This window comes from Pedobacter sp. Leaf250 (genome assembly GCF_920984735.1).
In the GTDB taxonomy this organism is placed as follows: Bacteria; Bacteroidota; Bacteroidia; order Sphingobacteriales; family Sphingobacteriaceae; genus Pedobacter.
Map to the genome: position 1 here is coordinate 1 of NZ_CAKLBU010000007.1, position 21,386 is coordinate 21,386.

The window sequence follows — 21,386 nt, forward strand, 5'->3', positions numbered from 1 at the left end:
ATCCTTTTGTTTTATCCAGGCTCGCTCTGCGGCCTTAAGTACTGTTCAGACTCCTGAGAATAAAATCGTGTGGGCTAAACCTTTTTTACGGTATAACTCAAAGTTTACCTAGCCTCGAATGGCCTCAAACGAACAGTCAATATATTTTGCATAACAACAATATAATGACCTTTTTAAAATTCTCAGTAAAAATAAAAGCCTCGATTTCTGATCGAGGCTAGTGTGTTATTTAACTTCTTCGTAATCTACAAAGTCGCCAAGTTTATCCGTTTTACTTTGATCGGGTTTAGGGGGCATGTAATCTATAGAGATCGCACCTTCTGGTTTTGATCGTCTTTGTTGCTGCTGCCCTTGCCCGCTTGCTTGCTGTTGCATTTTGCTTGCCAAATTACTAAACAGCATAGGCAATATCAATCGAATCAACATTCTAATGATCCAAAGAACTAATATTGCAATGAAAATGAATTTAATAAATGCCATTCCTAAATTTATCGTTGTTATAAATATAGACGAACCAAAGCCTATTTTGTTACTTTTTTAGCCATTAATTGCATTTTGATTACAATTATAGCATGTTATAAAATTTCAAATAGAGTTATTCTTCTACAATTTCTGCCACTCTACCAACTTGTCCATCTACCAACCTTACTTTAATTCCCCTTGAATGAAAAGCTGATGATGTAAGTAAATTTTGTACCACTCCATAAGTAATATTTCCCGACCGCTGATCTTTTTTTAAAATAATGCCTACTTCTAAACCTGGATAAATATCTTTTCTATTTTGACCGTTCATTTATTGATTTGTAAGTTTCAAAATTCTAAATAAATTTCCAATTTCAGTAATATCGAAGTGAAAACGTTACTTTCCAAACTTCTCACTAAACATTTTTTCTAGTGCAAACATTTCATCACGCAGTTTTGCGGCCTGTAAGAAATCCATATCCTTGGCAGCTTTTTGCATATCCTTTTTAGTATTATCAATTGCTTTTTGCAACTCGGCTTTACCCATATATTGCACAATTGGATCTGCAGCGATACTGATTTCAGCATTCTCTATATAAGCTCTGGCTTTATTATCACTGGCCTTTTGAGAGAAATCCAATACCGAGGTTTGCTCTAAAATCGCTTCGCGAGATTTTCCAACCGTTTTAGGTGTGATGCCATTTTCCAAATTGTAGGCAATCTGAATATCTCGGCGACGGTTAGTTTCGGAAATTGTTTTCTCCATACTATCTGTAATCCCATCCGCGTACATAATCACACGCCCGCGATCGTTACGGGCAGCACGACCAATAGTTTGAATCAATGATTTCTCTGAACGTAAAAAACCTTCTTTATCTGCATCGAGAATAGCGACTAATGTTACTTCGGGCAAATCCAATCCCTCACGCAGTAAATTAATACCCACCAAAACATCAAACTCTCCCAAGCGTAAACCACGAAGAATTTCTACACGCTCCAGGGTTTTAATTTCGGAATGGATATAACGCGTTTTTATATTTAAGCGATCCAGATATTTAGTCAATTCTTCGGCCATACGCTTAGTTAGCGTGGTAACCAAAATCCGACCACCATCTTTTATGGTTAAATCAATTTCGTCTAACAAATCATCCACTTGATTAATGGCGGGTCTAATTTCGATCACAGGATCTAATAAACCCGTTGGGCGAATTACCTGCTCTACCACAACCCCCTCCGACTTCTCCAACTCATACTCTGCTGGAGTAGCACTCACATATATGGTTTGTGGTGCCAAAGCCTCAAATTCATTGAAATTTAAGGGCCTGTTATCCAGTGCAGCAGGCAAACGAAAGCCATATTCTACTAATGATAACTTGCGTGATCTATCGCCACCGTACATTGCCCTGATCTGCGGAACGGTTACATGGCTTTCATCGATAACCATTAAATAATCATCAGGAAAATAATCAAGCAAACAGAATGGGCGCATGCCTGGTTGCCGGCCATCAAAGAAACGCGAATAATTTTCGATACCCGAACAATAACCCAATTCTTTCATCATCTCAATATCGAAATTGGTCCGTTCTTCTAATCGTTTCGCTTCCAGTAAATGCCGATCTGCTATTAATTGGTTTTTACGAATTTCCAGCTCCTCCTGAATGCCCCAAATAGATTGATTGAAACGATCTTTTGGTGTAACAAAAAGATTGGCAGGGTAAATGGCCATATCAGTTAATTTTTCAAGCGTTTTTCCAGAAACCGGATCGATTGCCGAAAGCTCTTCAATATCATCACCAAAAAATGATATGCGATATGCATGATCTAAATATGCTGGGTAAATATCAACAGTATCTCCTTTTACCCTAAAAGTTCCACGTTTAAATTCAGTTGTGGTGCGAGAATATAAAATCTCTACCAAACTATGTAAAAATGCATTCCTAGAAATTCTTAATCCTACCCCAAAACGAAAAACCATTCTAGAAAAATCTTCAGGATTTCCCATACCATAAATGCAGGAGATAGAAGAAACTACAATAATATCCCTTCTCCCACTCATTAAAGATGAGGTAGTGCGCAAACGAAGTTTTTCAATCTCTTCATTTATGCTTAAATCTTTTTCGATATAGGTATTGCTCGACGCGATAAAAGCCTCTGGCTGATAGTAATCATAATAGGAAACAAAATAATTAACAGAATTTTCAGGGAAAAAATTTTTAAATTCTCCATAAAGCTGCGCTGCCAAAGTTTTGTTATGACTTAAGATTAGTGTTGGCTTTTGAGTTTGCTCAATTACATTAGCAACAGTAAAAGTTTTTCCCGAGCCCGTTACGCCTAATAATGTTTGATAGTGTTCGTTGGCATTCACACCATCAACCAATTGTTTAATTGCACTTGGCTGATCTCCGGTGGGTTTATATTCTGAAGTGATTTGGAATTTCATCGTTAATCAAATATACGAGTTTAGGGGTTAAAGAGTAAACAGGAGAAAGTCAGGAAAGTTCGAAATTGATTTAGAACTTTCAATTGAAGGTTTAGCTCAAAGTGGCTCATTGATTCTTAAACAAGATACAACCTAGTAAATCAAAAGTTAAACTTTTGATTTACTAGGTTAAATTGTATATTTGTATATGATTGTTACTAGAAATTTAGCTCAGCAATTAAGAGATCGATTAAAAAAATCTCCAGCAATAGCAATTTTAGGGCCAAGGCAAGTTGGAAAAACCACATTGGCGAAACAGTTGGAAGATCATTATATCTACCTGGACATGGAAAATCCAAGAGATATTGCTAAACTGCAGGATGCTTATACTTTCCTAGAAAACCTTGAAGATCAAACTGTAATTATTGATGAAGTGCAATTACTACCAGAATTGTTTTCATTATTACGACCTTTAATAGATGCCAAACGAACACCTGGAAGGTTCATACTTTTAGGCTCTGCATCACCAGAATTAGTTAAAGGTGTTTCTGAATCACTTGCCGGAAGAATTTCTTATAACGAATTAAGTCCGATTGGGCTAACAGAATTGCCAAAATCAATAGGTTATGAAGAACATTGGTTTCGAGGAGGTTTTCCTGAATCCCTTTTGTCGGAAACGGGTGATTTGAGCAAAGCATGGATAGATGATTTTATTGTAAGCTATGTGGAAAGAGATTTGGCAAAAATGTTTGGAGTAGATTTAGCGCCAACATTACTGCGAAATTTTTGGAGCATGCTTGCTCACTTAAATGGCAATTTGTTCAATGGAGAATCTTTTGCGAGATCACTAGGTGTAAGTGCACCAACTGTGAATAGGTATCTTGATTTTTTAGAAGGTGGCTACTTAATTAGGAGGTTACAGCCATTGTTTGTAAATGCTAAAAAACGTTTAGTAAAGTCACCTAAAACATATATACGGGATACTGGAATATTACATAGATTATTAAACATCCCAAGCTACAATGAATTATTTGGCAATCCAGCTATTGGTGCATCTTGGGAAGGTTATGTTATCGAACAAATTTATCAGCTAAAAACAAAGCAAACTGAACTTTTTTTCTACCGCACGCAAACAGGTGCAGAATGTGATTTGGTTTTAGTGCAAGGAATTAAACCCTTAGCTTGTATTGAAATTAAGCTATCTAATGCACCTACAGTTTCGAAAGGTTTTATAAGTTGTGCAAAAGATCTTGAGCCTAAATACAAATACATTATTACACCTAAAAGCGAGACATACAAAACCTCAAACGAAATAACAGTAACCAATCTCGAACATTTTCTAGTTAAAATTTTTCCTGAAATTCAATAAAAAAATCCTCGCTGAAATTATTCAACGAGGATTTAATCCATTTATAGATTGATAATATTAAACTATCAACCGAACTATTTACTTCCTGCTACTTTCATTGGGTTTGATCCAACTGATTGGCCTCTAACAGCTGTAGTGGCTTTCATTTTAAACGTTTTAAATTTACTTTCTTTGGCTTTGCCTCCCCAGCCATTATTGCTGGTATCAATATCTGCCGTTTCACGTAATGGATCTACCAAAATGGATTCCACTTCTTTATCTTTTACATAGAATTTAGATGTTTTCAATTCGTTATGCCTCCAGATTTGTGCAGGAATACGATCAATCTCTTTTGTACCATCTTTATAAGTGAACTCTACAATAATTGGCATTACCAAACCTCCCCTATTACTAAAACTTAGTTCGTAAAGGAATTTATTAGCATACTTAGCCTGGTCTGCCTCTGGAACAACTTCGTAAGGCATCGCCATTTCGGTTTTTGTTGCTGTTGTCGTATCAACACTTACTAAGCCTCTATCATATTTATAGTAAAAATCTTGGGCAGCAGTGTTTTTATCAACATAGAAATTAATCTTTTTATCCTCACGGTTTCTGATTTTGGAAATATCATCAAATGCATTTAATGCTGGTTTGTCAACTTTTACCATCCTCGATCTTGCTGCAGGCACATCTTTCGGAAAATCGGCTTTGGCAAACTTTACGCTATCTAATGAGATGTCGCAAGGATCAGTTCCGTAAAACCAACCTCTCCAAAACCAATCTAAATCTTCGCCGCTTGCATCTTCCATAGTACGGAATAAATCTGCAGGTTCTGGATGTTTAAATGCCCATCTTCTAGAATATTCTTTAAAAGCATAATCAAAAAGCTCTCTTCCCATAATGGTTTCACGAAGAATATTTAAACCTGTTGCTGGTTTAGAATAGGCATTTGGACCGAAACGAGCAATATTTTCAGAATTGGTCATGATTGGTTCCAACTCATCCTTTGGCAATTTCATGTAATCTACAATGGTGTAGGCTGGGCCTTTTTTACTAGGGAATTTATTATCCCAAAGCTCTTCTGTTAAATATTCAACAAAAGAATTTAAGCCCTCATCCATCCAGGTCCACTGGCGTTCATCACTGTTTACAATCATTGGAAAAAAGTTATGGCCAACTTCGTGAATGATTACGCCTAGCATTCCATTTTTTGTACTCTCGCTGTAAGTTCCATCAGCATCTGTGCGACCATAGTTGAAACAAATCATTGGGTATTCCATTCCATTTGCCGCCTCAATGCTTTGTGCTACCGGATATGGATAAGGAATTGTAAAATCAGAATAAGTTTTAATGGTATGCGCCACAGCACGGGTAGAAAACTTACTGTATAAATTATAGGCTTCTTTACCGTAAAAACTCATACACATTACTGTATTATTATTGGCTTGGATTTTTTGAGGCATGGCATCCCAAATAAACTTACGTGAGGATGTCCAGGCGAAATCGCGAACATTGTTTGCATTAAAAACCCATGTTTTTTTAGCAGTTGATTTTTTACCTTCAGCAGTTTTTGCTTCAGCCAGTGTTTGAATCTCTACTGGTGCTGTTGCCGTTTTTGCTGTATTGTATCTGCTCAATTGTGTTGGATTTAAAACAGCGCTGTAATTGATGCATTCACCAGTTGATCCAACCAAGTGATCGGCGGGAACAGTCATTTGAACTTTGAAATCGCCAAAGGTTAAGGCAAATTCGCCTCTACCTGTAAACTGATGATTTTGCCATCCCTGAAAATCGCTATACACACATAAACGTGGATACCATTGCGTCATGGTAAATAAATAGTTTCCATCTGCCGGAAAAAATTCATAACCTCCACGACCACCAACACTCATCCGATCAGAGATTTTATAGTTCCAATTGATATTAAAGATAAATTTTTGTCCGGTTCTTAGCGCAACTGGCAAATCTACCCGCATCATGGTTTTATTTACGGTATATTTTAAGTTTTTGCCAGTAGCATCCGTAAGCTTAGTGATATTAATTCCGAAACCGTTATCAGCTTTTGCACTTAACTGATCTAAATTTTGGGTGGTTCCTCCAGCAGGCATTTTAGTAGCATCTTGATAGTTGGCATTTTTGCTGGTACTGTGTTCATTTTCATCCAACTGCAGCCAGATATATGTTAACGGATCAGGCGAATTATTGGTGTAAGTAACCGTTTCAGAACCAGTTAACATCAAATTTTTCTCATCCAATTCACATTTGATATTGTAATCGGCACGTTGCTGCCAATATTTAACACCCGGTGCACCGCTGGCCGTACGCTGTTCATTTGGCGTTGGTAAAATGGTGCCCAGTTGCTCAAACTTGTTCCCATGGTTGCTTCCCGGGTTATTTTGAATGTTTTGTGCCATGGCCAAACCACCTGAAAAAAGCAGCAAGCCGGTTAATGTAAACAGTTTATTCATTGTTGTAGTTAGTTTAAAAAAGGAATTCGCTCTAAAGCCATTTTTAAAGCCAGGCTAAATACGGCTGCCGAAATAAACAACACCCAACTTAGGCGTTTGATTCGGGTATAATTAAAAATAATAAATGTAATGATCAAAATAATCAACACCATAAAAATCTGCCCAGCTTCCAAACCGATATTAAAGCCAAAAAGCCCCCAGCCAATATGCTGATCTTTGGCTAGCATCATTCTAATGGAATTTGCAAAACCCATTCCATGTATCAAACCGAAACCTAATGCTAAAAAGTAATTTATCTTCACAGATCTCATGGAGAAATTTCTTCTAAATAAATTACTAACAGCTGTTATTACAATGGTACAAGGTATCAAAAACTCTACCCATTTACTATCAAACCTGATCACATCCATTACACTCAAAAATAAGGTTAGTGAATGGCCAATGGTAAATGCAGTAACTAAAATTAGTACTTGCTTAACATTTTTGTAACTGTAAATGGCCACCAATGCCAAAATAAATAACTGATGATCTAAAGCATCAATACTTATAATATGCTCCCAACCTAACTTGAAATAGAAAATAAAGTCCTGTAACGGCATGAAAAATTCAAAAATAAAACGGGATGTGATTTTTTAAAACTTAAAATTAAATTAATAATTCTGAAAAGCTACCATTTTAGATAAACATCAGATCATTTTACTGAAAATGTTACCGTTAAGCAGGTAAAAAATGTGGTTATGATGCCTATTTTATTCAAACGATAACGATTGAATTGGATAGATATGTTATTAATGTGGTTAGCGTAATGATTTAAGTTGTAAATTCGTATTCATTGGATTATTATATGAGTAAAATTAAATTCATCTTCGCCTTTCTGCTATGCGCTTATGTTTGCCTTGCAGCTAACATTAAACATCCGCTGCATGTAAGCACAACCGAATTAAATTATAATCAGCAAGACAAGACGATTGAAATAAGCTGTAGGATTTTTACAGATGATTTTGAATCGATATTGGCCAAAAACTACAAACAAAAAATAGATTTATCTAAACCTGCAATGAAAAATGCAATGGATGAGGTGATTAAAAAATATATTGCTGCCCACTTGCAAATCAGTGCCAATGGAAAACCCATTTCCATGAATTATATTGGTTTTGAAATTGATCATGAAGCCACAAATATCTTTTTAGAAGTAGAAAAAATTTCCAATTTTAAATCGGCTGAAGTTACCAATACAATTTTATACGATTTGTTTGATGATCAGATGAGTATCGTTCATATTGTGAGAGGTAAAACCCGAAAAAGTAGTAAAATTTTATATCCCGACAAGAAGTTTGCAACAAACTTTTAACTGTAATTTTTGTATTAGATATTAAATTACCGTTAAAATAGTGCTAATTTTATTATCCCGTTAACAATGAAATCGTATCCGCGGGGAGAATTATTTATAACCTTAGTTTATACATTACCCTGTTAAAATAAGTTATGCATTTAATCATCTTCTCATCTGTTTTAACACCCAGAATAAAATATATCTTCAATTTTATTTTTAAGGATATTCTCAAAGCCGAAATAGAATTTACCGGAAATGCTCAATATTTTTTACAGAGTGAACAGATTAAAATAAGTTATGGCGAAAAGGCACTTGGAAATGAAATTTTCTTCAAAAGCACAACACTACTTTTTTCAAACAAAGTTGATGAAATCAACATAAAAACAACTTTATTTAGTGATTATCAAGTACCTTTTCCAGTAACTAATTCCCTATTTCCTTTCGATGTATTTGCAGCATCATTTTTTATTGTTACTCGCTATGAAGAATACCTGCAGCAAAAAAAATCGAATGAAGATTTTTTGGCCAGTAAGAGTTATCAATACAAATGGAAAATTCTAGACAGACCGATAATTGATGAGTGGGCATTATTGATTAAAAACATTATCCGCAAAAAACACCCGGGTTTTAAGTTTCACGATAAAACTTTCATCAATCAACCAGGTATAAATTTTAATATAGGCGCTAACGTTCCGGCAGGGTTTTTGAACAAAACCAAATTTATCTTTAGTTCTGTTTTTAATAAGGAGAACAATTATCTAAGTTCAAAATTAGATCGATTAACTGGCATGGGCGTTCGAAACGAGACGGTTTTAAGCGAATTAAACATTACACTGGATAAAACAAAAACCAACCCTATATTCTTTATTAATTTCCCTAATGTATCAAACGACTACATTAAAATAAATGGCGTATCTAAAATCCTCACCAATAGAAATGTTGGCTTATTAAGACCATGCGCCAGCACCAAAGAAAAAATGAATGAGATTAAAGAAGGTTTGTTCAAACTAAAAAAGATATTACCAGATCAAATCAATTTAATCAGTCAGCAATTGGATGTTTTAAAATTCCCAATTTGCTACCTTAATTTACTAAACTCTGGCATTACAACCGATTATTCAATGGGTTATCCAGATCGGGCTGGTTTTAGGGCTGGAACTTGTACACCATTTAACTGGTACGATTTACAACTCGAAAAAGTTACCCCATTACTGGTTTACGCTTATTGCTTAAATGATGCATCATTCGAACATCTTTCTACAGATGCCATTGGCAATACCATTAAAGATTATAGCGATGCCGTAAAATTTGTGAACGGACATTTTCTTAGCAATTGGCAACTTCGCAGCCTGTCAAGCCATCTGAAATACAAAAAACTAAAGAGGGCTTTTGATGAAATGAGCAGCTAAGTTAAAACCTACAGATCTTTCTTTATCAGAATTAACCTTCCGATATGAATACGATTTTTATCCTTATCGGTTTTAAAATGTAAGGTGATTGTGTTTCGAAACTCATTGATTTCAAGATCACACAAAAACGTTTTCTTCCTGGATTCTTTCTGATCACTGAAAAATGAAATGGGATTACTTACTTGAGTTTGCCTTTGCCATAAGGTAACTTCTGCACCATCAGGAGCTGTTTCCAAATCAGCATATAGCTTATATTTTCCATTTGGAATTTCTTGTAAATCAATCCTAATCTGCGCACCATTCCGAGATATAATATTATTTCCATCAATCGTTGCCTGGCCATTGAAACTAAAGTTCATTAATTGAGGGTAAACCATCATCGTATCTGGAAGGAAAACAGTTGTTGTTTTATCGTCTGGTGCCTGTGATGTTGAAATCGCTTTTTCAGCATAGTAAAAAGCAACGGAAGTATAATCGACAGGTTTATTATTCTGCTCCGGACCATGCTCTATCGTATGCAGGATACTTTTTTGAAAAGGCATTTTATCGGTTAAAAACAGTCGGTAACCGCCAGTGCGACTAAAAGGAAGTGAATAATCTAACGAGCCATGAAGCGGCAAACTCATTTTACGATCCCAGCGATCGAGCAAAGCATACCAACCACCATTAAAATAATCTTCCGATCCCGTTCCATGCATGGTCATTTTACCATCAATTGCGGTATAGTCGTCGCCCTCGAAAAACAAAGTCATGCCTGGGTTTAATCCTTGTGCCTGCAAAATCGTACCCACATAATGGCCCTTACCTTCACCATTCAAAAGCACATGTGGTTTTCCAGAATTCGCGTTTTTATCACTATTCCAAAAGGCATAAAACTTTCCTTCCGTTTTCGGATCTCGAACAAGAGGTGAAAAATACCATTTGGCTTTGATTTTTAAAGGCTCTTCATTTTTAATTGAAGTACCTTTTCTATAAATCAATTCTACTTTTGCGTTCTTATCAAACGGCATTGGAAAATAGTTATAGTCGATATTATTGGATGTTCCGCTAAGTAAACTTTGCATAGAAATTTTGCCAAAAGCGTAGCCAAAAAAATCGGCAAGTGGCAAATAAACTGCAGCCTGGTTTTCATCATCCCAGGTTATTTTTATATCAATTAATTTTTCTAATCCCTCAAATTGTTTGGCGTTTTCTATTTCAAAACCTACAAAACGACCTGGTTTTGATATTTCGATTAGAGATAAACGCTGCCCGGGAGCAATTGTCTTATCTATTGAAATGGTTTCTACCCCAGAAGCGGAAAGGCTATTTTTTTTAATATCCGACCATGCAGTGCTTACTTGACTTAAGGCTGACTTTTCTTCATCAGATAAAGTGGAGTTAAATGTTTTTACACTAACATTTTTGCCAAAATTTCGATACTGAATTTGATAAAATTCTAATTTCTTGCCCCGGAATACAACTTTACACCCATTTTTATATGGAATGGGAAAATAACAAAAATATCCGCCTACTTGATTGCCGCACAAAGGCAAATTAAAAGGATAAACTTTGCCTGAAAACAAATCGGAAAATTTAATAGAATAAGATGGCTTTTTACTTCCATTAAAATAGAAATCGAGCGTATCATTTGTTGGCGTTGGTGTCCAAATTCTATTGATTACACCAGCACCTTTATCTTCAAAAATAACCAAACTGCTATCTGCATTTTTCCGAATAAAAGAATACTTACCACTAAAACCATCATCGTTATTACCTGTTGTATCATAAGATGAAAACTGCTCAACAACTGCTTCGGTATATTTTGGAAGATTTGCAATATTCGTCATCTTTTCCAATTCAGATTTTACGCTTACCGCATTTCGCTGTGCGAAGGCAACATTTGAAAAGATAACTATCGCAAACAAATTGATGAACGTATTGATGATAAACTTAACGTAGCTCATGGTAACAATAAGGATTTATATTTGGTTAGATTAATAACTAATACGATTTAGTTACCTTAAAACTAAAGTAAAAAAATATTCTAGTCTTGCGTAATATATCTATAAAGATGTTACTCACTTTCAACCGAAAACATTAATTTAGGCCTTAACAGGCTTATAAAAAAGCAAGAAATTATGATGACTTTCGACCTTAGCAAAATCAAATCTATAGCCAACACTTTCATTTCAGAATTGAGAGATGAAAATATTCAGAAAGATTCCATGCGTTTCAGAAAAAACCTGGAGCGTGTGGGAGAATTTTTCGCTTACGAGATTAGTAAATTTTTGCCTTATGTTACCAAGGAGGTAACTACTCCATTAGGGGTTTCGCAATGTGAAGTATTAGAACAACAACCTGTTCTTGCAACCATTTTAAGAGCAGGATTACCATTACAACAAGGCTTACTTAACATCTTCGATAAATCAGAATGCTGTTTTATTTCAGCTTATCGAAAGGTTAAAAAAAGCGGCGATTTTGTGATTCAGATGGATTATATTTCCTCGCCTGATTTGGATGGTAAGGTATTAATAATGGCCGACCCTATGTTAGCCACCGGGCAAAGTATGGTGATGTGTTGCAAGGAATTGATGAATCGCTATAAAATTTCCGAATTGCATATTGTAGCTGCTATTGCCAGTACAGAAGGTATAGCACATGTAAAAGCCAATCTTCCTAAAGCAAAATTATGGGTAGGCGCCATTGATGAGGAAATGACCAGTAAATCTTATATCGTTCCAGGTTTGGGCGATGCTGGTGATTTAGCATATGGAGAAAAAGTGTAACCTTGATTTTTTAGGATTCAGCATGAATATTCTTTTCGTTTGCAGCAGAAATAAATGGAGAAGCACCACCGCTGAAACCATTTATAAAAACCACGCAACACATCAGGTTCGATCAGCAGGAACAGAACCATCAGACAGAATTAAGCTTACCGAAAAGCACCTGTTTTGGTCCGACATTATCTTTGTGATGGAAAAAAAGCACAGACAAAGGATTATAGCAAAATTTGGCGAATGCATAACAGATAAGCAAATTATTGTGCTTGATATTCCTGATGAATATCAATATATGGATGAAGATTTAATTGAAGAGTTAAATGCAAAAACTCAAGATTATTTATAATTAAAATGGATCGGCTACCTTTGTAAAAAATCATCCTAATGAAAAAACACATCTTTTTCGACCTCGATCATACCATTTGGGATTTTGATCGCAATGCCGAAGAAACACTCAACGAGCTTTATCATACCTATAATCTAAATGAGCTTGGCTTACAATCTTGCTCCGATTTCATTCTAAAATACACCGAAAATAATCATCAGTTGTGGGCAGATTATCACCTAGGAAAAATTACAAAAGAGTTTTTGAGGGCAGAGCGTTTCAGCAAAACATTTATTGAATTAGGCATACACCCTGATTCAGTTCCAAATCAGTTCGAAGATGATTACGTAAGTATTTCGCCTACCAAAACCAACTTGTTCGATGCTGCAGAGGAGGTATTAAGTTATCTACAACAAAAATATACGTTGCATATTATATCTAATGGATTTAAGGAGACAACTCTAACGAAAATGAATCTGTCGAACTTAAATCCTTACTTCGAGAATGTGATTATATCGGAAGATGTGGGCGTAAACAAGCCCAATCCAATTATTTTTGAATATGCGTTGAATAAAGCCAAGGCTTCGAAAGAAGAAAGCATCATGATTGGAGATAGTTTGGAAGCCGATATTTATGGAGCTCTTAATTTTGGTATAGAAGCCATTTTCTTTAATCCTTTGAAAAAAGAAAAACCAGGTGATGTAAAAAAGCAAATCATTCATTTAAAAGAATTAATGATTCTTTTCTAATTGATATCCTATCTTTATTAAATGACATCTGCTAAAGTAAAAGTTTCCATACAAAAAATTGTTGCCGCATACAGCGCTAAACTTTCGCAGTACGATGAGGATATTTTTCAGGTTACACCGCCAATAAATGGATGGAGCTACAGCGAAGTATATTCCCATATTTTTGATGCAAGCTTACTCTCACTGATTGCTTTAGAAAATAGTGCGAAAGGCAAAGGCGAAGAGAAACCTACTCATTTTGCAGTCAAAGTAATTTTATTTTTAGGTGCGTTTCCACCAGCGCAAAAATATAAAGTGCCCAAACGGTTAATTGATCGCGTAAAGAAAATCAGTAAAGCCGAAGCCCTGGATTTCATTTTGGAATTTGAGAAATCGTTGGAAGATATTTATCCATTAATTGCCAATGCCGACAAAAAAATTAAGACCAAACATCCTCGACTTGGTTATCTTAATGCAAAACAATGGTTACGGTTTATTGAAATCCATCTAAAACATCATTTAAAACAATTAATTAGGATTGAAGACAGTTTCCAAGCTTAGAAATTATTATCATCTTTGGCTAAAAGACAACGATTTATGAAGAACTTCCTTTACCTCTCGGCGATCATTATTTTTTGCTCGTGTAATAGCGAGAAAAAAGACTCAAACAAAACCGTTATTTCTACACCAGCGGGATTAGAAGGATTACCAAAAGATACAACTACAATAACAGCACCTCAAAACCCAAATAAAACATTAATATTTAATCCGAAGCATGGGCAAGCAGGGCATACCTGTGCATTAGCCGAAGGAGCACCATTAAATCAAAATGCCGCTGCCCAACCACAGCAAAATATAAATTCAACTCAACCTGCAGCAGTTAGCATACCCGCTCCCGTTACAAATACTAATGGCAAAAAGCTAAACCCGAAACATGGAGAGCCTGGCCATAGATGTGATATTGCAGTTGGTGCGCTCTTAGATTCAAAACCTGTTCAGGCAGCTCAAGCAAGCGTGAGCCAGCCCGTAGTTACCCAAACGGCAAATACAAAAGTGGCTAAAGGAATAAATCCACCTCATGGTCAACCGAATCACAGGTGCGATATTGCCGTAGGTGCACCATTAAGTTCAAAACCAGTTCAGGCCGCAGCAGTAAACCCGGCACCCAATACAACTATTACACCTGCAGCTGTGAAAACTTCTGAAACGCAAACGGGCGCAAAGCTTAATCCGAAACACGGTGACCCAGGCCACAGATGCGATATTGCTGTTGGCGCACCACTCACATAATTAACGCACATTTTTTTACATCTTTGCGCTAATGAAATTACCAACCATAAAAGGCTTTGATGAGGCGGCATTTAACAAGTATTTAAAAAATACAGGTTGGTTAATGTTTGGGAGGATCCTAAGCATGATTGTTGGCTTTGTTGTTGCTAGATTTTTAGGCCCTATTTCATTTGGCGATTTAAGTTTTGCAGATGCCTTTACAGCAATTGCTGCTGCTATTGGAGCCTTAGGATTAGACACTTTTGTGATTAGAGAAATCATAAATGACCCTACAAAGAAAGATGAAATACTGGGAACCTCGTTATTCTTAAGGCTAATAGTTAATCTACTTTTGATTCCCATTTCAATAGGCTTATATTTATTATTCCATCATCTTTCTGATAAACCTGGGGAACCGCTAACTTATGTGGTAGCATTGCTTTCATTTGCAACATTCTTTAAATCTTTTAACGTAATAGATTCATATTTTCAATCGCAGGTTCAATCAAAATATGTGGTTCAGGTTCAAAACATTTGTGTAATAGCATCTGCAATATTTAAAATTATCCTAGTGTTTTTGAAAGTACCTGTAATTTGGTTTGCTTGGGCACTAGTTTTTGATGGATTTATTTTAGCATTGGGTTTAACCATTATGTACCAGTCGAAAGGATTCAGTATTTTTAGGTGGCATTTTAGAAAAGAGCGGGCAAAATCCTTACTAAAGCAATCTGCACCCTTGATCTTATCAGCTGTAATGGTTTCTATTTACATGAAAATAGATCAGGTTATGTTGAAGAGTGTGGGAAGTGCAGCAGTTGGTATTTACAGTGCCGTTGCAAAAATTAGTGAAGCTTGGTATTTCATTCCTGTTGCAATAGTAACGTCAGTATTTCCTGCTTTGATACATGCGAGGAAAACTGATCACCCACGATATATTAAAAGACTGCAAAACTTATATGATTTGTTAATTGCAATAAGCTTACCTGTTGCACTAATTATCACATTTACTTCTAATATCATTATTAGTATTATTTATGACAATCGCTTTGCAGGAGCGGAAGAAATGTTACCAATCCATATCTGGTCTGGCATTTTTGTTTTCCTTGGAAGTGCGAGTTCACAATTTCTACTTGCTGAGGGATATACTAAAATATCATTTTACCGAACTGCATTTGGTGCGGTTATCAATATTCTACTAAACCTTTGGTTAATACCTTTGTACGCAGGCCTTGGCGCATCTATAGCTACGTTAATTGCATGCGCAAGTTCGGCATTTTATATTCTACTCATTCCAAAAACTCGTCAACAAGGAATAATGATGTTAAAATCATTATTTTTGGTCACCGCATTTCAAAAAATATTTAAACGTTGAGCACATTAAAAGCACTTTCTACATTAATTGCAAAACCAAATAGGTTAAAGGCATTATTATCCTACGGACATAAAGGTTATTTAAACTCCATCGGCTGGTTCACAGCTTTTGATCAAAAACAAGCAGTTGATGGAACTGGGAAGGCCTTGCCCTGGGTAACTTATTCCTTTATCGATTTTATAAAGGAAAGGATTAATAAAACGCTGCATATTTTTGAATATGGATCAGGAAATTCTACCATTTTTTATGCTGAACGAGCGGGTTCGGTAACTTCAGTAGAGCATGATAAAGGATGGTACGAAAAGGTAAAAGGCACGAGCCCTGCCAATGCAGAATTGATTTATTGCGAATTACAACGCGATGGAGAATATGCTAAAAAAGCAGCCTTGTTGGGCAAAAAATTCGATATTATAATTGTTGATGGTCGTGATCGGGTTCGTTGCTGCAAATATAGTTTGGATGCCCTAACACCAAATGGTGTGATTGTTCTTGATGACAGTGAGCGTGAAGTTTATGAAAATGCTCGTGTTTTATTAAAAGATAAAGGTTTTAAGGAAATCAGTTTTAGCGGAATTTCTCCTGGTTTATTTTATGAAAAGGCCACATCTGTATTCTACAAGGCCGATAACTGTTTAGGCATCTAATCTTCAATATTTATGTTAAGCGAAGAAGTAAAAACAGCATACGATAATTTTTACACAAACAGTGATGTAGCATGGCGTATGCTTGGCGCCAAATACAAGGCTAAAAATATCGTTGATGTTTGTAAGGGTATTAAACCAAAAAAAGTTTTGGAAGTTGGCGCAGGCGATGGCAGTATTTTACACTTTTTAAACGACTGGAATTTCGCACCCGAACTTTATGCTTTGGAAATTGCCCAAAGTGGCGTTGATATTATTAATGATAGAAAATTACCGCGCTTAAAAGAAGTACAAACCTTTGATGGTTACAAAATTCCATATGCTGATGACAGCTTCGATTTAATAATACTAGCCCATGTTTTAGAACATGTAGAGCATGAGCGTATTTTAATTCGCGAACTAAAAAGGGTGGCAAAATACATCGTTGTAGAAGTGCCCAAAGATTATCGTTTTGGTGTAGACCATAGAATGAAGCATTTTCTGGATTATGGCCACATCAATATGTACACGCCAACATCATTAAGATTTTTATTGCAAAGTGAGGGTTTGGAAATTTTAGAAGATAAAGTTTCGATGACTGCTCCAGAAACAGTTAAATTCAATGAGTTTGTAAATAGAAAGGCGCCTAAAACCTTTACTAAAAACCTGAAGATTGAACTGGAATACAAGATCAAAAAAACTTTGGGCAATCTGTTAGGGAAGAAGAAACAAGAACAATTTGCAAATGCGTATACGGTTTTAACCAAAAAATCAGATCAAAATCTTCATATTTTTTAATTTAGAAAATCTAATAAATTCGTCATCCTGAATTTATTTCAGGATCTTAATAGAAAGATGCAGAAATAAACTAAGCATGACGATAAGATAAATGGTGAAAAATTAACATCAATGCAAAACCTCGCCCCTATAGCCCTTTTTGTTTATAACCGTCCGCAGCATACTGAGCGAACGATAAAATTCCTGAAACAGAATAACCTTGCAAAGGAAAGCAAGTTGTTTATCTTTTCTGATGGCGCCAAATCAAAATCTGAAGAAGAAAATGTTGCAGAAGTAAGGGCCATTATCAATAATGTCGAAGGTTTTAAATCTGTAAAAGTAATTGAACGCAAAGAAAATGCCGGCTTAGCGAATGCTGTTATTGAAGGGGTAACCAAACTCATAAATGATTATGATCAGGTAATTGTTTTTGAAGATGATTTGATTACCTCACCACATACCTTGGCCTATTTCAATGATGCACTAAATCGGTACCGTAAGGAAGAGAAAGTAATGCATATTGGTGCTTACATGTACCCTTTAAAAACTGATGACCTACCACAATTATTTTTTTACAGGGCTGCCACAAGCTGGGGATGGGCAACCTGGGGAAGGGCGTGGAAGAATTTTGAACCTAACATCGATACGCTGATTAAACAATTCGATAAAAAGAAAAAATCTTTATTTTCCATTGAAGGGAAAATGAATTTCTGGAAGCAAATGCTCGAATTTAAAAAAGGCAAGAATAACAGTTGGGCCATTCGTTGGTATGCTTCAATTTTTTTAAAAGCTGGGCTAACTTTGAATCCTTCTCAATCATTGGTGAACAATATTGGGCATGATGGAACTGGTGTACATTCTGGCATTAATGATATTTATAATGTTATCATAAATCCGAAACCCATCACCGATTTTCCAGAAATAATTGAGGAAGATAAAAAAGCTTATCAAACCATTAAAAGCTTTTTAACCACTCGCAAAGGAAATATGGCTACCCGAATAAAAAGGTTTGTTAGAGAAAAGTTATCGCAATACTTTTCGAAATAAGATTTTATTAAACCAAAGTTTTGAATTGGCTTATAAAAAAATAGGATTTTGACGGTTATCCCAAAAGCACACGATTTGTACTCTATCATTATCGATGTGATAAAGAATAGCACAATTTGCATGAATATTACATCTTCTGATGTTATTCATTTCTTCAATAACCTGAAATTGAAAGGGATTTATAGCAATCTTTTCAACATAAATTGATGTCAACTGCTGAAATTTAATTACAGTTTTTAAACCCCAATTCTCTAACAACTGATCTGATATCAAATCAAATGTTTCTTCAGATTCGGGGGTAAAAACCACCTCATATCTCATTTATAGTGTCTAGATTTAAATTCATCAAAAGAAATAGTTAAATCATTTTTCGCTTGGCTTAATCCTCTTTCAATACTTTTTAAGACAGTATCTGGCAATGTATCGCTTGGCTTAATCTGAAAATTGATCTTTTGCTCCTCCATGAAGGTTTTCAAAATCTCTAATTGTTTACTATTTTCAGGATGTATCACAATTGTTTGCATAATCAAATTTAATTTAAATTATTCAGAATTCCCAAAAGCTGAACAATCACCGTCAGTAGGTAAAAACAAAAAATCTTATCAAACCATTAAAAGCTTTTTAACCACTCGCAAAGGAAATATGGCTACTCGAATAAAACGTTTTGTTAGAGAAAAGTTATCGCAATACTTTTCGAAGTAATTTCAGTGACAGGATAGAAAAAATCAATAAATAGCCAATAACGTTTATATTATTTAATCGATTTTCTTTCTAATTTAGAACTCTCCTAATACAACTATTATGAAGTGGTTAACATTGGTATTCATTACCCTATCAACCTTAACTTATGCGCAAAACGCTCCAAAACCTTATGGTGCGTTACCATCTAAAAGGCAATTGGCATGGCATAACCTTGAGGTCTATGGCTTAATACATTTTACACCGACAACTTTCGAAAATAAAGAATGGGGATTTGGCGATGCTGATCCAAAAGCATTCAATCCTACTGATTTTAGTGCCGAACAAATTATTAATGCCGCCAAAGCCGGAGGTCTAAAGGGTATTATTTTAGTGGCTAAACATCATGATGGTTTCGCACTTTGGCCAACTAAAACAACCGAATACAACATTACAAAAAGCCCTTTTAGAAATGGCAAGGGTGATTTAGTTGGAGAAATTGAGCAGGCGGCTCGAAAGGCTGGCTTAAAATTCGGCGTTTATTGCTCTCCTTGGGATAGAAATAATGCGCTATATGGTACTGATAAATATTTAGCCATTTATCAGGCGCAACTGAAAGAACTTTACAGCAATTACGGCGAATTATTTATGAGCTGGCATGATGGTGCCAATGGTGGCGATGGATATTATGGCGGCGCAAAAGAAAAACGCTCAATAGATAACACCACTTATTACGATTGGACAAATACCTGGGCCATTACCAGAAAAATGCAACCTATGGCCAATATCTTTAGTGATATAGGTTTGGATATCCGTTGGGTTGGTAATGAGGATGGGCATGCCGCAGAAACTTCGTGGGCAACCTTTACCCCAATGGCGCCCGATGGAAAAAATGTAGCTGTTCCTGGCCAGGCTAATTACCCGCAAAGCCCTGAAGGAATACGAAATGGCAAATTTTGGATGCCAGCAGAATGTGATGTCCCTTTGCGTAAAGGCTGGTTTTTCCATAATAGTGAGCAGCCAAAAACCCCTGAAAAACTTTTCGATTTGTATCTAAAAAGCGTTGGTCGTGGTGCAGGACTAGATTTAGGATTGGCACCTGATACACGTGGACAATTGCATGATGATGATGTGCTGGCCTTGAAGACTTTTGGGAATATGGTTAAAAATACTTTTGCACAAAATCTTGCCAAAGGCGCACATATTACAGCAAGTAATACCAGAGGTAAAAATTACACCGCCATCAATCTATTGGATGCCAACAAGCAAAGTTACTGGGCTACAATGGATAAAAACCATAATGCCACCCTAGAAATTGATTTAAAAAACATTAAAACTTTTGATATTGTTAGTTTGCAGGAATATATCCCGCTAGGACAAAGAATCGAAGCCTTCAACATCGAAATATTTGAAAACAACAGCTGGAAAAAAATTTATGAAGGAACAAGTATTGGCGCAAAACGATTGATCAAACTAGATCAACCTGTAACCACAAAAAAAGTAAGGATTAACATTACCAAATCTCAGGTTTGCATAACGTTAAGCGCATTTGGATTATATAAAAAAAGTTTATAAAGGCTTTTTGGCTTGTAAAATAATATATGGCGATAAAGCTTGGCTTTCGAAAGGAATAATTTTAGTAAGTACTTTGCCTGTTACCCAAACAGCCTTCTTAAATAAACGAACGCCCGCAGATTTTTGATTTTCATTTTCCAACCACACACTGAAACGGCCAAAATAGCCTGACTTCACTTCTTTCAATCCAGCTTCAAGGCAGATCGATTTTAGTAATTCAGGATTCATGCTATTGATGTTGTGTTTATCGTAGTTCTCCTTATCGAAGTTTCTTTGAAACCATCCATTCACTGCTTTAAAATTTGGCAATGTAATAAACAAAGTTCCGCCAGGTTTTACGAAAGCAATGTGTCGTTTAATGATATCAGCTGTATCATTAAAATGTTCGATTAAACCGCAGCTTAAAACCAAATCATATTGCTTTTCTGGTTGATAACTGAAGAGATCTGTTTCAATAATATGGATATCCTGTTCTTTTAAACCATTTTTTCCCAATAGCTCGTTTACTACTGGTGGGTGAACGAAATAATCCAAAAGGGTAACATCGAGCTGTAGGTATTTTCTTAAAAAAACAGCATAATATCCTGGAAAACCACCTAACTCAATCGCGGTTTGAATATTGTTTTGCTTAACAACCTCCTCCAATTGTTTATGGAATACGTAATTTGATGGTATTTGAACCGCAAGTCCTTTTTTACTCTCCCAATAATTTACCCAAAAAGCTCTGTCGGTTAATAAATTTGCCATGTTTTAAATAATTCCAATTCCAAAGAAACGGAAAATTTGGTTAACTG

Annotated in this window: 22 protein-coding genes; 13 read left to right on the plus strand and 9 right to left on the minus strand. The window is 35.7% G+C overall.

The window, feature by feature from the left end; all coding sequences use genetic code 11:
- Window positions 1–225 precede the first annotated feature (225 nt).
- From LUA91_RS07455 to uvrB, 3 genes are all read right to left on the minus strand, one after another.
- The gene (locus LUA91_RS07455; RefSeq protein WP_231425408.1) at window positions 226–480 is read right to left on the minus strand and encodes a DUF4834 family protein; all 255 of its coding nucleotides are present in this window, start codon (window positions 478–480) and stop codon (window positions 226–228) included.
- Between the two features lie 115 nt (window positions 481–595).
- Window positions 596–793: a YwbE family protein gene (locus tag LUA91_RS07460; protein ID WP_231425409.1), complete on the minus strand. Its 198-nt coding sequence runs from the start codon at window positions 791–793 to the stop codon at window positions 596–598.
- A 66-nt stretch (window positions 794–859) separates the two neighbouring features.
- The gene (gene uvrB / locus LUA91_RS07465; protein WP_231425410.1) at window positions 860–2,902 is read right to left on the minus strand and encodes an excinuclease ABC subunit UvrB; all 2,043 of its coding nucleotides are present in this window, start codon (window positions 2,900–2,902) and stop codon (window positions 860–862) included.
- Window positions 2,903–3,089: 187 nt separating this feature from the next.
- On the opposite strand from uvrB, the gene LUA91_RS07470 reads away from it, so the two are divergent.
- Window positions 3,090–4,250, plus strand: coding sequence for an ATP-binding protein (locus LUA91_RS07470; protein WP_231425411.1), 1,161 nt, complete (start codon window positions 3,090–3,092; stop codon window positions 4,248–4,250).
- Between the two features lie 74 nt (window positions 4,251–4,324).
- Here the strand turns inward: LUA91_RS07470 and LUA91_RS07475 are convergent, their stop codons facing one another.
- Together LUA91_RS07475 and LUA91_RS07480 are read right to left on the minus strand one after the other, a co-directional pair.
- Entirely contained in the window at window positions 4,325–6,697 is a 2,373-nt protein-coding gene (locus LUA91_RS07475; RefSeq protein ID WP_231425412.1) for a M1 family metallopeptidase, read from the minus strand.
- 8 nt (window positions 6,698–6,705) lie between these two features.
- The gene (locus tag LUA91_RS07480; RefSeq protein ID WP_231425413.1) at window positions 6,706–7,296 is read right to left on the minus strand and encodes a HupE/UreJ family protein; all 591 of its coding nucleotides are present in this window, start codon (window positions 7,294–7,296) and stop codon (window positions 6,706–6,708) included.
- A gap of 245 nt (window positions 7,297–7,541) precedes the next feature.
- Between LUA91_RS07480 and LUA91_RS07485 the strand changes: the two genes are divergently transcribed.
- Both LUA91_RS07485 and LUA91_RS07490 read left to right on the plus strand, forming a co-directional pair.
- The gene (locus LUA91_RS07485; RefSeq protein WP_231425414.1) at window positions 7,542–8,048 is read left to right on the plus strand and encodes a DUF6702 family protein; all 507 of its coding nucleotides are present in this window, start codon (window positions 7,542–7,544) and stop codon (window positions 8,046–8,048) included.
- A 134-nt stretch (window positions 8,049–8,182) separates the two neighbouring features.
- Entirely contained in the window at window positions 8,183–9,439 is a 1,257-nt protein-coding gene (locus LUA91_RS07490) for a hypothetical protein (protein WP_231425415.1), read from the plus strand.
- 8 nt (window positions 9,440–9,447) lie between these two features.
- Here the strand turns inward: LUA91_RS07490 and LUA91_RS07495 are convergent, their stop codons facing one another.
- The gene (locus tag LUA91_RS07495) at window positions 9,448–11,385 is read right to left on the minus strand and encodes a glycoside hydrolase family 172 protein (protein WP_231425416.1); all 1,938 of its coding nucleotides are present in this window, start codon (window positions 11,383–11,385) and stop codon (window positions 9,448–9,450) included.
- A 177-nt stretch (window positions 11,386–11,562) separates the two neighbouring features.
- On the opposite strand from LUA91_RS07495, the gene upp reads away from it, so the two are divergent.
- The 9 genes from upp (at window position 11,563) to LUA91_RS07540 (ending at window position 18,339) form a co-directional block, all read left to right on the plus strand.
- A complete protein-coding gene (gene upp / locus LUA91_RS07500) occupies window positions 11,563–12,207 on the plus strand; it encodes a uracil phosphoribosyltransferase (RefSeq protein WP_231425625.1) in 645 nt (214 codons plus the stop codon).
- Window positions 12,208–12,229: 22 nt separating this feature from the next.
- Window positions 12,230–12,547 (plus strand): low molecular weight protein tyrosine phosphatase family protein, encoded by a 318-nt coding sequence (locus tag LUA91_RS07505; RefSeq protein ID WP_231425417.1) that lies wholly within the window; start codon window positions 12,230–12,232, stop codon window positions 12,545–12,547.
- Between the two features lie 38 nt (window positions 12,548–12,585).
- Window positions 12,586–13,275: a YjjG family noncanonical pyrimidine nucleotidase gene (locus LUA91_RS07510; RefSeq protein ID WP_231425418.1), complete on the plus strand. Its 690-nt coding sequence runs from the start codon at window positions 12,586–12,588 to the stop codon at window positions 13,273–13,275.
- A 21-nt stretch (window positions 13,276–13,296) separates the two neighbouring features.
- The gene (locus LUA91_RS07515) at window positions 13,297–13,815 is read left to right on the plus strand and encodes a DinB family protein (protein WP_231425419.1); all 519 of its coding nucleotides are present in this window, start codon (window positions 13,297–13,299) and stop codon (window positions 13,813–13,815) included.
- A 36-nt stretch (window positions 13,816–13,851) separates the two neighbouring features.
- Window positions 13,852–14,544 carry a hypothetical protein gene (locus LUA91_RS07520; RefSeq protein WP_231425420.1) on the plus strand — a complete coding sequence of 231 codons (693 nt, stop codon included), beginning with the start codon at window positions 13,852–13,854 and terminating at the stop codon, window positions 14,542–14,544.
- A gap of 31 nt (window positions 14,545–14,575) precedes the next feature.
- A complete protein-coding gene (locus LUA91_RS07525) occupies window positions 14,576–15,895 on the plus strand; it encodes a flippase (protein WP_231425421.1) in 1,320 nt (439 codons plus the stop codon).
- The gene (locus tag LUA91_RS07530; RefSeq protein ID WP_231425422.1) at window positions 15,892–16,539 is read left to right on the plus strand and encodes a class I SAM-dependent methyltransferase; all 648 of its coding nucleotides are present in this window, start codon (window positions 15,892–15,894) and stop codon (window positions 16,537–16,539) included. The genes LUA91_RS07525 and LUA91_RS07530 overlap by 4 nt, the downstream gene beginning before the upstream one ends.
- Window positions 16,540–16,551: 12 nt before the next feature.
- Window positions 16,552–17,313, plus strand: coding sequence for a class I SAM-dependent methyltransferase (locus LUA91_RS07535; protein WP_231425423.1), 762 nt, complete (start codon window positions 16,552–16,554; stop codon window positions 17,311–17,313).
- Window positions 17,314–17,424: 111 nt separating this feature from the next.
- Window positions 17,425–18,339 carry a glycosyltransferase gene (locus LUA91_RS07540; RefSeq protein ID WP_231425424.1) on the plus strand — a complete coding sequence of 305 codons (915 nt, stop codon included), beginning with the start codon at window positions 17,425–17,427 and terminating at the stop codon, window positions 18,337–18,339.
- 30 nt (window positions 18,340–18,369) lie between these two features.
- Here the strand turns inward: LUA91_RS07540 and LUA91_RS07545 are convergent, their stop codons facing one another.
- Together LUA91_RS07545 and LUA91_RS07550 are read right to left on the minus strand one after the other, a co-directional pair.
- Entirely contained in the window at window positions 18,370–18,660 is a 291-nt protein-coding gene (locus LUA91_RS07545; RefSeq protein ID WP_231425425.1) for a type II toxin-antitoxin system RelE/ParE family toxin, read from the minus strand.
- Window positions 18,657–18,863 (minus strand): DUF2683 family protein, encoded by a 207-nt coding sequence (locus tag LUA91_RS07550; protein WP_231425426.1) that lies wholly within the window; start codon window positions 18,861–18,863, stop codon window positions 18,657–18,659. Before LUA91_RS07550 ends, LUA91_RS07545 begins: the two co-directional genes overlap by 4 nt.
- Window positions 18,864–19,140: 277 nt before the next feature.
- Here LUA91_RS07550 and LUA91_RS07555 point away from each other — a divergent pair, with 277 nt between their 5' ends.
- On the plus strand, window positions 19,141–20,592 hold the full coding sequence (locus tag LUA91_RS07555; protein WP_231425427.1) for an alpha-L-fucosidase: 1,452 nt from the start codon (window positions 19,141–19,143) through the stop codon (window positions 20,590–20,592).
- On the opposite strand, the gene LUA91_RS07560 is transcribed toward LUA91_RS07555, so the two are convergent.
- Complete coding sequence (locus tag LUA91_RS07560) at window positions 20,587–21,339, minus strand: bifunctional 2-polyprenyl-6-hydroxyphenol methylase/3-demethylubiquinol 3-O-methyltransferase UbiG (protein ID WP_231425428.1); 753 nt, start codon at window positions 21,337–21,339, stop codon at window positions 20,587–20,589. The two genes, LUA91_RS07555 and LUA91_RS07560, sit on opposite strands and share 6 nt — an antisense overlap.
- Between the last annotated feature and the right edge of the window lie 47 nt (window positions 21,340–21,386).